The following is a 14,504-nucleotide window of genomic DNA, read 5'->3' on the forward strand; positions in this document are numbered from 1 at the left end:
AATGGCAGTGTTAATGATGGGTAGAGAGCAACCCCCTGACCCAAACGTAATCCTGGCTATAGTTAGCTGATTGCGCTAATGCATGCATGGAGAGGACAATGAAAACCGACGAGAATACGACTCAAAAAATGAGCAATAATGGGTTCACTCCTGCGGTATCGCCTACCGCATCGACCACGATTATTACTGACAGTGACGCCATCCAGTCAGGTGAAACATCCATTCCTACTCAGGGCGAGAACATGCCCGCTTTTCACGCCAAACCGCGTCATGTCAGCGGCCCACTGCCGGTGATTCTGGTGGTTCAGGAGATTTTTGGCGTGCATGAACACATTCGCGATATCTGCCGTCGCCTGGCTGCCGAAGGCTATCTGGCGGTTGCGCCAGAGCTTTACTTCCGCCAGGGCGATCCTGCTGAATACGACGATATCCCGACGCTGTTTAAAGAATTAGTCAGCACCGTTCCGGATAATCAGGTGTTGGCCGATTTGGATCACGTTGCCAACTGGGCCTCCCGTCACGGCGGCGATATGCGCAATATGGGCATCACTGGCTTCTGCTGGGGCGGACGCATTACCTGGCTGTATGCAGCACACAATCCACAGCTGAAAGCCGCCGTGGCCTGGTATGGCAAAATGGTCGGAGAGAAGACGCTGAAGCAGCAGAAGCAGCCGGTTGATATCGCGGTGGATTTAACTGCGCCGGTGTTAGGACTTTATGGCGGCAAGGATGACAGCATTCCGCAGGAGAGCGTGGAGACTATGCGCCAGGCGCTGCGTGCAGCGAACGCCAAATCGGAAATTATTGTTTATCCGGATGCGGGCCATGCCTTTAATGCCGATTACCGCCCAAGCTATCATGAAGAGTCGGCCAAAGATGGCTGGCAGCGCATGCTCGCCTGGTTCCGGCAGAATGGCGTGAAGTAATAAAAAAAGGGGCGCCAGGCGCCCCACATCACTTCAATCACTCAGAAATCAGGCCGGTTTTTTAGTTTTGCGCAGATTCTGGGCGGCTTGCACCATGTTCGCTAACGCCTGACGCGTTTCTGTCCAGCCGCGGGTTTTCAGACCACAATCCGGATTCACCCACAGACGCTCAGTCGGGATGCGCTTCGCCGCCTTCAGCAGCAGTTCCTCCATCCATTCCACGCCGGGCACGTTTGGCGAATGAATGTCGTACACGCCAGGGCCGATCTCATTCGGGTAATCAAACTCCTCAAACGACTCCAGCAGTTCCATATCCGACCGTGAGGTTTCGATGGTGATCACGTCCGCATCCAGTGCCGCAATCGACCCCATGATGTCGTTGAACTCGCAGTAACACATATGGGTATGGATCTGCGTGTCATCCCGCGCCACGGCAGCGTTCAGGCGGAAGGCATCAACGGCCCATGCCAGATAGGCCGCCCAGTCGGACTGGCGCAGCGGCAGACCTTCACGCAGGGCAGGCTCATCGATCTGAATGATGCCGATACCGGCTTTTTCCAGGTCTTCCACTTCATCGCGTAGCGCCAGGGCAATCTGCTTAGCGATGGTTTCACGGCTCACGTCTTCACGCGGGAATGACCAGCAAAGGATGGTAACCGGCCCGGTCAGCATGCCTTTCACCGGTTTCTCCGTCAGGGACTGGGCGTATTTCGCCCACTCAACGGTGATCGCCGCCGGGCGGCTGACGTCGCCGATAATAACGGGCGGTTTGACGCAGCGTGAACCGTAGCTCTGCACCCAGCCATTTTGCGTGAAGGCAAAACCGTCGAGGTTCTCGCCAAAATACTCAACCATGTCGTTACGTTCGGCTTCGCCGTGAACCAGCACATCCAGACCCAGACGTTCCTGCTCAGCAATGGCCTGTTTGATATGTCCGGCAATGCCGGTACGGTAGTGATTACTGTCGAGGCGACCCTGTTTGAAGTCCAGGCGCAGGCCACGGATTTCAGTAGTTTGTGGGAACGAACCGATGGTGGTGGTCGGCCAGGCCGGCAGGTTAAAGCGCTTGCGCTGCGCGTCAGCACGTACGCTATAGCCATGATCGCGCTGGCTGTCTTTCGCGGTGATCGCCGCAAGACGTTTGCTGACCGCCGCGTTATGCACCCGACCCGAATCACGGCGGGCACGGATCGGTGCGCTCCAGGCCTCCAGTGACTGCGGGTTATTGTTGTTCAGCGCGTTGCTCAGCAGTGACAGCTCAGCACACTTTTGCAGGGCGAAGGCGAACCAGCTTTTCACTTCGTCGTCCAGGCGGGTTTCGGTACTCAGGTCGATAGGGCTGTGCAGCAGCGAACAGGACGAACCGATCCACAGCTGTTTGCGCTGGGAAACCAGCGGTTGCAGGCGTTCAAACCAGCTACTTAAGTCGGCTCGCCAGACGTTACGGCCATTGATAACGCCGACGGACAGCAACCAGTCGGCAGGGATCCTGGCATTTAGCGCAACGATATCGTCTTTACCCTGCACCAGGTCAACGTGCAGCCCCTGCACCGGCAGCGTACGGAGGGTATTGATGTTAGTGCCGGCGCTGTCAAAGTAGGTGGTCAGCAGCAGTTTGGTGTTGCCCTGCAAGGCATCATAAGCCGGTTTGAAGGCGTTCAGCCATTCCTGCGGCAGTTCCAGCACCAGCGCAGGTTCATCAATCTGTACCCATTCAATTCCGCGGGTAGCCAGCTCGCCCAGCACCTGCTGGTAGACCGGCAGAATGTCTTTCAGCAGGCTCAGTCGGTCAAACTGTTCGCCTTTTACTTTACCCAACCACAGATAGGTTACCGGGCCCAGCAGCACCGGTTTTACGTTGTGGCCAAGAGCCAGCGCTTCATCGACTTCTTCCAGAATTTGTGTCCAGCTAAGTTTGAACTGCTGGCCCTGGGTGAATTCCGGCACCATGTAGTGGTAGTTGGTGTTGAACCACTTGGTCATTTCGGCAGCGGCAGCGGGCTCACCCGTGGGTGCCCGGCCACGGCCAAGACGGAACAACGTATCCAGATCGACAGAGCCGTCTTTGTTTTGGTGACGGGCCGGCACGTTGCCCAACATCAGGCTGGTGGTCAGAACGTGATCGTACCAGGCGAAGTCACCCACCGGCACCCGATCAACGCCCGCCTGCTTCTGCTGCTGCCAGTGGCGGGCACGCAGTTCGCGGCCTACCGCCAGTAAATCGTCCTGAGTGCTGTTACCCGCCCAGTAGCTTTCCTGCGCTTTTTTCAGTTCGCGACGCAGACCGACGCGAGGGAATCCAAGTGTGTGGTTCAGAATGGTCATCAGTTCTTTCCTCAGTTGTTGCCCGCTGTCCTTGCAGATGCAATCAGGCTTTTAGACGTCCAGATGTTTACACATCTATAATCCGCAGGTACTGTAGTCACCACAAGCGCAAATTGTTCACTGTCGATGTGAAGGACTCTCATGATCGAACTCAAACACCTGCGGACGCTGCAGGCGCTGCGGACAACCGGTTCGCTGGCGGCCGCGGCGGCCCAGCTTCACCAAACGCAGTCGGCGTTATCTCATCAGTTCAGCGACCTGGAACAGCGTCTGGGCTTTCGGTTATTCGTGCGTAAAAGCCAGCCGCTGCGCTTTACGCCCCAGGGCGAAATCCTGCTGCAGCTGGCGGAACAGGTGTTGCCGCAGATCCAGCAGGCGCTTCAGGCCTGCCACGAGCCTCACCAGACCACGCTGCGCATCGCCATTGAATGCCATAGCTGTATCCAGTGGCTGACGCCGGCGTTGAGTAATTTCCGCCAGAGCTGGCCTCAGGTGGTGATGGATTTCAAATCGGGCGTCACCTTCGACCCTCAGCCTGCCTTGCAGCAGGGCGAGCTGGATATCGTGCTGACCTCCGATATTCTGCCGCGCAGTGGCCTGTTCTATTCGCCGATGTTTGATTTTGAAGTGAGGTTAGTGCTGGCCCAGGATCATCCGCTGGCGAAAGTGGACCATATCTCGCCGGAAGATTTGGCGAATGAAGTGCTGATGATTTATCCGGTGCAGCGTCAGCGTCTGGATATCTGGCGACACTTCCTGCAACCGGCTGGCGTCAGCCCGGCGCTGAAAAGCGTCGATAACACCCTACTGCTGATCCAGATGGTGTCGGCCGGAATGGGGATTGCGGCACTGCCGCATTGGGTGGTGGAAAGCTTCGAACATCAGGGACTGGTGGTGACCAAAACGCTGGGTGATGGCCTGTGGAGTCGGCTGTATGCCGCCGTGCGCGATGGTGAACAGCGTCAGCCGGTGACCGAAGCCTTTATCCGTTCTGCCCGCCAGCATGCCTGCGATCATCTGCCGCTGGTCAGAGACGCTTCTCAGCCCGGTGCCGCACTGCCCTCTCCGCTGACCCACTCCTGATTTACCTGCCAGCCTGAATCGCTGGTGGGTTTTCCTGTATCAACGGCCATTTGTCACTATAATGCGCACAACAGCCTTTGATCCCTGATGAGATTTTTATGACTAATAACGACGTTCTGCGCAGCGTGCGCTTCATGCTTAACCTGAGCGATGCGCAGGTTGTGGCAATTTTGGCGCTGGCAGAAACAGAAGTCACCGAAGCCGAAATCAACAGCTTCCTGAAGAAAGACGATGAAGACGGTTTCCGTGAATGCCCGGATGTGATTATGGGCTACTTCCTGAATGGCCTGATTTTCCAGCGCCGCGGCAAAAGTGAAGATGCACCAGAGCCGTCCATCGAGCGCAAGATGACCAATAACATCATGATGAAGAAGCTGCGCGTGGCGTTCGATCTGAAAACCACCGACATTCTCGACATTCTGAAGATGGCGGATTTTGCGGTGGGACAGTCTGAGATTGGGGCGATTTTCCGCAAGCCTGGTCACAAAAACTACCGCGAGTGCGGCGATCAGATCCTGCGTAACTTCCTGAAAGGACTGACCATGAAAATCCGTCCTGCGGTTGTGCCAAAAGCCAAGTAAGTCATAGCGGGCAGCAGCAGTCTGCCCGTTATCCCTGCACGTTCCCCACGCTATCGGCCTTTCACGATCCAGTGTCGGTGCACCAGCAATGAAGCGAAAATAACCGCGGCACCAATAATAAAGCTCGGCCAGTGTGGCTGCTGCTGCCAGATCGCCAGGTTCACCAGCAGTCCGGCGGGCACATGCATGTTGTTCATGATCCCCAGCGTGCCGGCATCAACCTGCGTCGCACCATAGTTCCACATAAAGTAGCCCAGCCCAGACGCCACCACACCCAGCCAAATCAAAATGCCCCACTGCAGCGAAGTCGTCGGTAATTTTTGCGGATTTCCCCACATAAACCACGCCACAACGGCAATCATCGCCGCGCCCAGATAGAACCAGGAGAACGCGGTGTGCTGCGGTACCGGCCGGATTTCCTGCAGGCGCTTATACCCGACCATGCCAATGGCAAAGATGAGGTTAGCCAGCTGCACCAGCATCAGGCCGAACCAGAAATGATCGCTGACTTTGTCGTAGCGGATGATAGCCGCGCCGCCCACCGCCAGCATCGCGCTAAGGGCATAGCCCCAGCGCACGCCACGGCCGGTCAGCAAATCATAAACCAGCGTCACGTACAGCGGCGTCATCACCGTAAACAGCAGGAATTCCTGCACGCTGAGGTAGAGATAGGCCTGGAAACTGATCAGATACATGATGCCGAGCTGCAATGCGCCCACCGCCATGTACATCAGGATGGTCGAGGCCCGATAGCCACGCCAGCGCAGAAACGGCAGGAACACCACCGCCGCCAGCACCAGGCGCACTAACACCGAAAATACGCTATCGACCTGGCCCGCCAGGTATTCGCCAATCAGGCTAAAAGAAAATGCCCACAAAATTGTGGTGACAATCAGTAACGTCACAATGGAAGACTCTGCTGCGAAAAGTGCGCCCAGTGTAACGAAATGACCGAAGTTGCAGGAAAGTATTTAGTTTACATCTGGCGCTTTTTCATCCTTCCGCGCTGTCATAAAAATGTAACATTTGTGTAAACCTTCACAGTCTCAACAGCAGAAAACCCCTATCCTGTGCGCGAAATGGAACATCCCTACGCCCTTTGACGGACGGATCGATGATGTGAGGCGTCCGCGGAGGTTAAAACAACAAGAACGTCGCCATTGGAGGCTTATATGTTAAGTATTTTCAAACCGGCATCTCATCAGCCGCGCGTTGAAGCCAGCCAGGTGGATCCGCTCTACCGCAAGCTACGCTGGCAAATCTTCCTGGGTATATTCTTCGGTTACGCCGCCTACTATCTGGTGCGTAAAAACTTCGCGCTGGCCATGCCCTACCTGATTGAACAGGGATTCTCACGGGGCGATCTCGGCTTCGCGTTATCCGGTATTTCTATCGCTTACGGTTTTTCCAAATTCATTATGGGATCGGTCTCGGACCGCTCTAATCCCCGCTATTTCCTGCCCGCCGGTTTGATCCTGGCCGCTGCGGTGATGCTGTTTATGGGCTTTGTGCCCTGGGCAACGTCCAGCATCATGGTGATGTTTGTCCTGCTGTTTCTCTGCGGCTGGTTCCAGGGCATGGGCTGGCCACCGTGCGGGCGAACCATGGTTCACTGGTGGTCACAGAAAGAGCGTGGCGGCATTGTGTCGGTGTGGAACTGTGCACATAACGTTGGCGGCGGCATCCCACCGTTGCTGTTCCTGCTGGGCATGGCGTGGTTTAACGACTGGAAAGCAGCGCTCTATATGCCGGCGTTCGGCGCGATTCTGGTGGCTGTTTTTGCCTTTGCGCTGATGCGAGACACGCCACAATCCTGTGGTTTGCCGCCGATTGAAGAGTACAAGAACGACTATCCGGTGGATTACGATGAGAAGCATGAAGAGGAGCTGACCGCTAAGCAGATCTTTATGCAGTACGTTCTGCCGAACAAACTGCTGTGGTACATCGCGCTGGCGAACGTGTTCGTGTATCTGCTGCGTTACGGCATCCTCGACTGGTCACCGACCTACCTGAAAGAGGTTAAGCACTTCGCGCTGGATAAATCCTCCTGGGCATATTTCTTCTACGAATACGCCGGGATCCCAGGAACGTTGCTGTGCGGCTGGATGTCGGACAAAGTCTTTAAGGGCAATCGCGGGGCGACCGGGGTGTTCTTTATGGTGCTGGTGACCATTGCCACGGTGATTTACTGGATGAATCCCGCAGGCAATCCGGGGATTGATATGGCCTGCATGATCGTCATCGGCTTCCTGATTTATGGCCCGGTGATGCTGATTGGACTGCATGCGCTGGAACTGGCACCGAAAAAGGCGGCAGGCACGGCGGCAGGCTTTACCGGTTTGTTTGGTTATCTTGGCGGATCGGTCGCGGCAAGCGCGATTGTCGGTTATACCGTGGATTACTTTGGTTGGGACGGCGGCTTTATCATCATGATTGGCGGCTGCGTGCTGTCGGTGATCTTCCTGCTGCTGACCATGCTCAGTGAAAACAAACATAAACAGCAGCTGAAGTCGGCTGAATAACGTGAGACCGCCCCGGATTCGGGGCGGTTATTACGGCTTAGACGTTGTACATCTTGCGCAGGTAATGCGGCACCGCGTTATCCGCGTTGCTGCCAATCACTTCCAGCTCCGGCAGGAAATCTTTCAGGCGCTGGTGAGAGTTGCTCATGATGCAGCCTTTGCCCGCCATGCTCAGCATCTCTTTATCATTCATGCCGTCACCAAAGGAAATGCAGTCCTTCAGGCTGTAACCCAGCGATTGCGAGACGGCATCCAGCGCGTGGCCTTTAGAGACGCCACCCGCCATCACTTCCAGACAGGTCGGCAGCGAGAAACTGACGTTAACCCGATCGCCCCAGCGAGCAATCAGCGCTTCTTCCAGCGGGATCAGCAGTTCGGGCTTACCACAGGTAAAGAACACCTTGCTGATGCCATCGGTTGGCAGCGAACCCGGCTGATAGATCTGATAGTTGAAGTCGGACTCACGGAAAAAATCCATCTCTTCAGGGCGATTGCGGTTCAGGAACCACTCTTCATCGCGATAGACGTTGGTGAAGATGTCCTGATGGTCGTGGTGCATCGCAAACAACTCACTGGCGATGTCTTCATCCAGGTTGTGGCTGAACACCAGCTCGCCGGCGGTATTGTGCACGCGAGCGCCGTTGGAGGTGATCATAAACGCATCAATCCCCAGGCTGTCGCGCATCTGGGCGACATCGATATAGTGACGGCCGGTGGCAAAAATAAAGTTCACGCCTTTGCGGGTCAGCAGCGGCAGCGTTTCACGGGCGAAGGAGGAGAGACGGTGATCCGGAGACAACAGGGTGCCATCAAGATCGGAAGCAACGATAGGGTACATAAAACCTCTGGTTTGTCTGTTATCGGGCATGCTTTCTTGCCCGCTAATGAGAGTCATATCTGAGTCGTGCACAATTAGGGATGTCTGGAAAAAAACGCGACGATCGCGTCCAGCGCTTCGGCACGCATGCTGTCTTTTTCAAACAAGATCTCATGACGCGCGCCGTCGATAACAAACGGTTTTCCCCCTTCGCAGGGTTGCCCCGCAGTGGTCATGGCCTGACAGAATAAATCCTGGGCCCGGTTATCCACCACCTTGTCCGCACCGGCCTGCAGCAGCAGCAGCGGCGTGGTGATTTCTTTCGCTTTCTCTAAAATGCTTTGTCCGGCCAGCACGCCTTCACGCACCCAATGGTAGGTTGGACCACCTACCCGCAGGCCGGGGTCGTCAGCGTAAAAGCGCAGATTGCGCCGGTAACGTTCACGGCTGTGGGTCAGCGCATTGATACCAAACGGGCGTGCGCGCCATTTTCCGGTGCCCATCGCATAACCATCACGGAATGCCGGACGTTTCTCTGCCCAGTTCAGGATCTGGTTGGCCATCCATACGGGCATCGGCAGATAGATACCGAACATTGGTGACGCCAGCACCACCGCATCGAACGCTTTCGGCTGTCTTGCCAGCATCAGCGTCAGGATCGCGCCACCCATCGAGTGAGCAAGCGCATAACGATAACGGTAATTGCGGCTGGCAATTTCCTTTTGATACAGCGTTTCCAGATCGTCGACATAGTGGTCGAAGGCTTCCACGTGGCCACGGTGCGAATCCTGCAGCAACCGGCCCGAACGTCCCTGCCCACGGTGGTCGATAATCACCACATCATAGCCGCAGTGGAACAGATCGTAGGCCAGCTCAGGGTATTTCACGTAGCTTTCGATGCGCCCCGGGCAGAGCAGAATAACGTTATCGTGTTTTGCAGCGCTGAAGCGGACGTAGCGAATCGCCACGTCTTCCACGCCGGTAAATTCACCCTCTTCCCGGCGCTTCCAGAAATCCAGCAGCGGGCCTGTAGCAAAAGCGGCAAACGCCTTTTCACGCGTTGGCCAGCCGTTTTTTCGACCTGTCATCGGCTTCAGCCCTCACTCCCTTCATCCGCTGCGAAAGACCTCACGTCATCCCGTAGCGCAACCGCAAACAATGACGTATTGTGTCACACTTCTGCGCTATCAGGGAGCGTTACCCATGACCATCGAGTGGTGGCTGGCTTATCTTCTTACAACCAGCATTTTAAGTCTTTCCCCGGGTTCGGGTGCCATTAATACCATGAGCACCGGCATCAGCCATGGCTATCGTGGCGCGGTTGCCTCTATTTCTGGCCTGCAGGTCGGTCTGTCGCTGCACATTGTGCTGGTCGGCATTGGGCTGGGCGCGCTGTTCTCCCAGTCCGTTTTGGCGTTTGAAATTCTGAAGTGGGCAGGTGCGGCCTATCTGGTCTGGCTGGGCATCCAGCAGTGGCGCTCTGGCGGCGGTATCGATCTGCAAGCCGTGGCGAAAGCCATGCCACGTCGCAAGCTGTTTAAGCGGGCGGTGTTGGTTAACCTGACCAATCCGAAGAGCATTGTCTTTCTGGCGGCGCTGTTCCCGCAGTTCATCATTCCGCATCAGCCGCAGGCGATTCAGTATCTGGTGCTGGGCGTGACGACGGTGGTGGTCGATATCATTGTGATGATTGGCTATGCCACATTAGCAACGCGCATCGCGGGCTGGATCAAAGGGCCAAAGCAGATGAAGTTGCTGAACAGAACCTTTGGCGGGATGTTTATGGCGGTGGGTGCGTTGCTGGCCTCAGCCCGACGCATTGCCTGACAGGCGAAGCGAAAAGGCCGGGCAGCCAGCCCGGCCTCTGATTGCCTTACTCTTCGTCACCATCGACGTGATCCCGGATCATCACCATAAACGGCTTACCAAATCGCTCCAGCTTCTTCTGCCCTACCCCGTTGACGCCCAGCATCTCTGATGCGGTGATCGGCATCTGCTCGGCCATTTCAATCAGCGAGGCATCGTTGAACACCACATACGGCGGGACGTTGTTTTCGTCGGCAATCGCTTTGCGTAATTTCCGCAGCTTGGCGAACAGCTTGCGATCGTAATTGCCGCCGTAAGATTTCTGGCTGCTGCTGCGGGTTTTGACCGTTACCAGCCTTGGCACCGCCAGCATCAGTGAGGCTTCGCCCCTGAGGACCGGTCGGGCCGCTTCCGTAAGCTGTAGGGCAGAGTGCATCGCAATGTTTTGCGTCACCAGCCCGAGGTGGATCAGCTGACGCAGCACGCTCACCCAGTGTTCATGGCTCTGATCTTTACCAATGCCGTAAATCGGCAATTTGTCGTGCTGCATATCGCGGATACGCTGATTGTTCGCGCCTCTCAGCACTTCAACAATGTAGCCCATACCGAAACGCTGCCCAACGCGATAAATACCGGATAATGCTTTCTGCGCTTCCACCAGGCCATCATACCGGCGTGGCGGATCGAGGCAGATATCGCAGTTGTCGCAAGGCTGCTGACGACCTTCGCCAAAGTAATTCAGTAGCACCAGTCGACGGCAGGTTTGCGCTTCCGCAAAGGCACCCATAGCGTTCAGCTTATGTCGCTCAATGTCCTGCAACGGACCCGGCGCTTTTTCATCCAGGCAGCGGCGCAGCCAGGCCATATCGGCCGGATCGTACAGCATCAGGGCTTCGGCAGGCAGGCCATCGCGCCCGGCGCGTCCGGTTTCCTGATAATAGGACTCGATGTTGCGTGGGATATCAAAGTGCACCACAAAGCGTACGTTGGGCTTGTTGATGCCCATGCCGAACGCCACCGTGGCGACAACGATTTGCAGGTCATCGCGTTGGAAAGCTTCCTGAACCTGCGCGCGATGGGCATTGTCCATCCCGGCATGATAGGCGCCGACGCTCAGCCCACGGCTTTGCAACCTGGCGGCGGTGTCTTCCACTTTCGCCCGGCTGTTACAGTAAATGATGCCGCACTTGCCCCGTTGATCCTGCACGTAGCGGAGCAGCTGCTCGGTGGGTTTGAATTTTTCGACCAGCGTGTAGCGGATATTCGGGCGGTCGAAGCTGCTGATTTGGATCAGCGGATCGTCCAACTGAAGCAGACGCGCAATATCATTGCGGGTGGTTTCATCCGCCGTGGCCGTCAGGGCCATCACCGGCACATCAGGCAGGCGCTGGCGTAGCTGGCCCAGGGCGCCGTATTCAGGACGGAAATCATGGCCCCACTGAGAAATACAGTGCGCTTCATCGACCGCCAGCATGGCTGGATTCCAGTGCAGCAGATTGTCGAGGAAGTTATCCATCATCAGGCGTTCAGGCGCGATATACAGCAGCCGCACTTTACCCGTACGGCAACCGGCCATCACCTCCTGCTGCTCTTCACGGGTCTGGGTGGAGTTGAGGCAAGCGGCCGAAACGCCGTTAGCCAGCAGCTGATCCACCTGATCTTTCATCAGCGAGATCAGCGGAGAGACCACCAGCGTCAGGCCTTCTCTTACCAGCGCAGGGATTTGATAGCAGAGCGACTTACCGCCGCCGGTCGGCATCACGACCAGGCAGTCACGCCCGTTCAGTGAGGCCTGAATGATCGATTGTTGTCCTGGGCGAAAGTGCTGGTAGCCGAAGGTCTCTTGCAGTACCTGTTCCGCCAGCGCTTCCTGATTAATAACTGCCGTTGACACGTATTCCCCAAATCTGATGAGGGGTGAGCGGCGTCAACCACTCACCCAAAAACATTAAAACAGGTCGTTCAACATCACGCCCACACCCACGCGCGTCTGGCGGTGATTGTAGTCAATCAGTGATTCACCATAGCCGCTGAACACCTGAGTGTAGAAGCGAACGTGATTGGTCATCGGGTAGCTCCAGCCCATTTCCGCGCCGCCATAACCGCTGTTCCAGTTATAGTTGCTCTTCACGCTGAAAATGCTCTCGCCCCACTGATAGCCAACGGTCAGGCGATAATACCCCATGTACTTAGTGATATCCGGGTTATCATCATTATTTTCATTTTCTGGAAGGCGGTACCAGGGTTTGGCTTCGACCATCCAGTTGCCGTTCTGCGCCATCAAACGCGCATAGACACGGTTCCAGCTTCGCGACGTCGGTTCTGAGCGTCCGTTGGACTGGTGGTTCAGACCGGTTTCGATATCTCGCAGCGTCCAGCCGGCAAAGGTGTAATCCGTTGCCCATCCCACGAAGATCTGTGGCTGGTAGTCAGTTTCACGAAACGGTGAAGACGCACCGCGGTTTGAAAGCTGCCACCAGTTGCTTTGCGTATAAGACGCCGCCAGCACTGAGTTATCACCCAAAATGCCACGCCACAGCGGAAACGCCAGGCTAAGCTGGAATTTCACTTCATCATGCTTGGCTTTATTGCCCCAGTTATAGGTCTGGATCGCATCTTTATTGATGTTGCTGGTGTCGGTATACAGAACATAGTTACTTTCGTACGGGAAAAGAACGAAAGGGTTGTCATGCTTTTCCAACAGGTTAGCAATGATACTGCCAGGCACGGCGGGCTTGTCATGGACCTCAGTGACCGTGGCCTCTTGTGCCAGAACTAACGTGGGAAACAGGAAGGCTGCAACCAGCAATCCTCTCAGCATAGGCATAATGTTCTCCAGAGCGAATAAAGGGATAAGTGGATAAAAAGCACGCCATTCTACACAGAAAGCGAGTGTGGCATTAGCGCTGTTTTTGTAAAGTGGAAACCTGACCCGCCTGAGCCTAATATGGCCAGCTGCTTCCCATTAAAATGACATTGCCGCAAAGGAATTCTCATGATGTCTGCAGTCCCTCTGACTCAGGATGCCGCGCGCCGCCTGATCGGTGACATTTTTGTTTATCATATGCCGTTTAACCAGGCGCTGGGCCTGCATTTAGACCGGCTGGAACCCGATTACGCCGAGCTGAGCTTTGCCAATCAGACCCAGCTGGTGGGCAATGTGGCGCAGAAGATTTTGCACGGTGGCGTGATCGCGTCAGTGCTGGACGTGGCGGCCGGTCTGGTCTGCGTCAGCAGCGCGTTGACGCGTCAGGAGAGTATTACCGAAGAGGAGCTGCGTCAGCGATTATCGCGTATGGGCACCATCGATCTGCGGGTCGATTATCTCCGTCCGGGTCGCGGAGAGCGGTTTATTGCCACCAGCAGCCTGCTGCGGGGCGGCAATAAGGTCTCGGTCGCGCGCGTTGAACTGCATAACGACACGGGCCTGTATATTGCCAGCGCTACGGCCACGTACCTGACGGGTTAATGCGCTCATCATGCCGTCAATAGCAGTCCCTACACCCCTACATTAGACCTGATGGAGCCTGTTTTCATGGATGCGCAACACACCCGCCAGGGGATCTTTTTTGCCCTCGGCGCCTATTTTATCTGGGGTATTGCCCCAGCCTATTTCAAACTTCTGCAACAGGTCGCGCCGGGCGAAATCATGACGCACCGGGTGATTTGGTCATTCTTCTTTATGCTGTTGCTGGTCAGTCTCAGCCGGAACTGGGCCAAAGTGAAGCTGATCCTGCAGCAGCCGAAAAAGATCCTGATGCTGGCGGTCTCGGCCACGGTTATCTGTGCAAACTGGCTGATTTTTATCTGGGCGGTGAATAATCAGCATATCCTGGAAGCCAGCCTGGGTTACTTTATCAATCCGCTGCTGAACGTGGTGGTGGGCATGGTATTCCTGAAAGAACGCTTTCGTCGCCTGCAGTGGCTGGCAGTGGCGCTGGCCGCCTGTGGTGTGCTCATTCAGCTGTGGAAGTTTGGTTCGGTGCCGATCATTGCTATCGGGCTGGCGGTCACCTTTTCCGCCTATGGCCTGATCCGCAAAAAGATTGGTGTGGATGCCCAGACCGGCATGTTGGTCGAAACCAGCTGGCTGCTGCCGGTGGCAGCTATTTACCTGTTTGGCATTGCTGATTCCAGCACCAGCCACCTGAGCCAGAATCCACTGACGCTGAACCTGTTGCTGGTGGCCGCCGGGATCGTCACCACCATTCCGCTAATGCTGTTTACTGCCGCCTGTAGCAGGCTGCGCCTGTCGACCGTTGGCTTCTTCCAGTATCTGGGCCCGACGCTGATGTTCCTGCTGGCCGTGGTGTTTTATGGTGAGCAGATGACGCCTGATAAAGTGGTGACCTTCAGCTTTATCTGGGCCGCGCTGGCACTGTTTATTCTGGATGCGGTGTGGACGCTGAAGCGGAGCAGGCAGCCAGGTCTGGCCTGAGTGTTG

13 protein-coding genes are annotated in these 14,504 nt (G+C 56.0%); 7 read left to right on the forward strand and 6 right to left on the reverse strand.

Annotated elements, in window-relative coordinates:
* The first annotated feature begins 98 nt into the window (after positions 1–98).
* On the forward strand, positions 99–926 hold the full coding sequence (locus tag ACXKZG_RS21645; protein WP_053142074.1) for a dienelactone hydrolase family protein: 828 nt from the start codon (positions 99–101) through the stop codon (positions 924–926).
* A 48-nt stretch (positions 927–974) separates the two neighbouring features.
* On the opposite strand, the gene metE is transcribed toward ACXKZG_RS21645, so the two are convergent.
* Positions 975–3,251, reverse strand: a complete 2,277-nt coding sequence (gene metE / locus ACXKZG_RS21650) for a 5-methyltetrahydropteroyltriglutamate--homocysteine S-methyltransferase (RefSeq protein WP_134823191.1) — start codon at positions 3,249–3,251, stop codon at positions 975–977.
* Positions 3,252–3,392: 141 nt separating this feature from the next.
* On the opposite strand from metE, the gene metR reads away from it, so the two are divergent.
* Both metR and ACXKZG_RS21660 read left to right on the forward strand, forming a co-directional pair.
* A complete protein-coding gene (metR, locus tag ACXKZG_RS21655; protein WP_013200266.1) occupies positions 3,393–4,334 on the forward strand; it encodes an HTH-type transcriptional regulator MetR in 942 nt (313 codons plus the stop codon).
* A gap of 98 nt (positions 4,335–4,432) precedes the next feature.
* Positions 4,433–4,915, forward strand: a complete 483-nt coding sequence (locus tag ACXKZG_RS21660; RefSeq protein ID WP_013200265.1) for a YehS family protein — start codon at positions 4,433–4,435, stop codon at positions 4,913–4,915.
* A 50-nt stretch (positions 4,916–4,965) separates the two neighbouring features.
* Here ACXKZG_RS21660 and ACXKZG_RS21665 read toward each other — a convergent pair whose 3' ends face one another.
* Positions 4,966–5,820 carry a carboxylate/amino acid/amine transporter gene (locus tag ACXKZG_RS21665; RefSeq protein WP_013200264.1) on the reverse strand — a complete coding sequence of 285 codons (855 nt, stop codon included), beginning with the start codon at positions 5,818–5,820 and terminating at the stop codon, positions 4,966–4,968.
* A gap of 267 nt (positions 5,821–6,087) precedes the next feature.
* On the opposite strand from ACXKZG_RS21665, the gene glpT reads away from it, so the two are divergent.
* Positions 6,088–7,437: a glycerol-3-phosphate transporter gene (glpT, locus tag ACXKZG_RS21670; RefSeq protein ID WP_488875463.1), complete on the forward strand. Its 1,350-nt coding sequence runs from the start codon at positions 6,088–6,090 to the stop codon at positions 7,435–7,437.
* Positions 7,438–7,474: 37 nt separating this feature from the next.
* Here glpT and yigL read toward each other — a convergent pair whose 3' ends face one another.
* Positions 7,475–8,275 (reverse strand): sugar/pyridoxal phosphate phosphatase YigL, encoded by an 801-nt coding sequence (gene yigL, locus ACXKZG_RS21675; RefSeq protein ID WP_053142069.1) that lies wholly within the window; start codon positions 8,273–8,275, stop codon positions 7,475–7,477.
* Between the two features lie 74 nt (positions 8,276–8,349).
* On the reverse strand, positions 8,350–9,342 hold the full coding sequence (gene pldB, locus ACXKZG_RS21680; protein ID WP_134823190.1) for a lysophospholipase L2: 993 nt from the start codon (positions 9,340–9,342) through the stop codon (positions 8,350–8,352).
* Between the two features lie 115 nt (positions 9,343–9,457).
* Here pldB and rhtB point away from each other — a divergent pair, with 115 nt between their 5' ends.
* Positions 9,458–10,081 carry a homoserine/homoserine lactone efflux protein gene (rhtB, locus tag ACXKZG_RS21685; RefSeq protein WP_013200260.1) on the forward strand — a complete coding sequence of 208 codons (624 nt, stop codon included), beginning with the start codon at positions 9,458–9,460 and terminating at the stop codon, positions 10,079–10,081.
* Between the two features lie 46 nt (positions 10,082–10,127).
* Here the strand turns inward: rhtB and recQ are convergent, their stop codons facing one another.
* The gene (gene recQ, locus ACXKZG_RS21690) at positions 10,128–11,954 is read right to left on the reverse strand and encodes an ATP-dependent DNA helicase RecQ (protein WP_013200259.1); all 1,827 of its coding nucleotides are present in this window, start codon (positions 11,952–11,954) and stop codon (positions 10,128–10,130) included.
* Between the two features lie 54 nt (positions 11,955–12,008).
* Entirely contained in the window at positions 12,009–12,887 is an 879-nt protein-coding gene (gene pldA / locus ACXKZG_RS21695; protein ID WP_041691856.1) for a phospholipase A, read from the reverse strand.
* A 171-nt stretch (positions 12,888–13,058) separates the two neighbouring features.
* Here pldA and ACXKZG_RS21700 point away from each other — a divergent pair, with 171 nt between their 5' ends.
* Positions 13,059–13,529, forward strand: coding sequence for a thioesterase family protein (locus ACXKZG_RS21700; RefSeq protein ID WP_041692183.1), 471 nt, complete (start codon positions 13,059–13,061; stop codon positions 13,527–13,529).
* Between the two features lie 66 nt (positions 13,530–13,595).
* The gene (gene rarD / locus ACXKZG_RS21705; protein ID WP_134823189.1) at positions 13,596–14,498 is read left to right on the forward strand and encodes an EamA family transporter RarD; all 903 of its coding nucleotides are present in this window, start codon (positions 13,596–13,598) and stop codon (positions 14,496–14,498) included.
* The last annotated feature ends 6 nt before the right edge of the window (positions 14,499–14,504 follow it).

This window comes from Erwinia sp. 2186 (assembly GCF_057812255.1).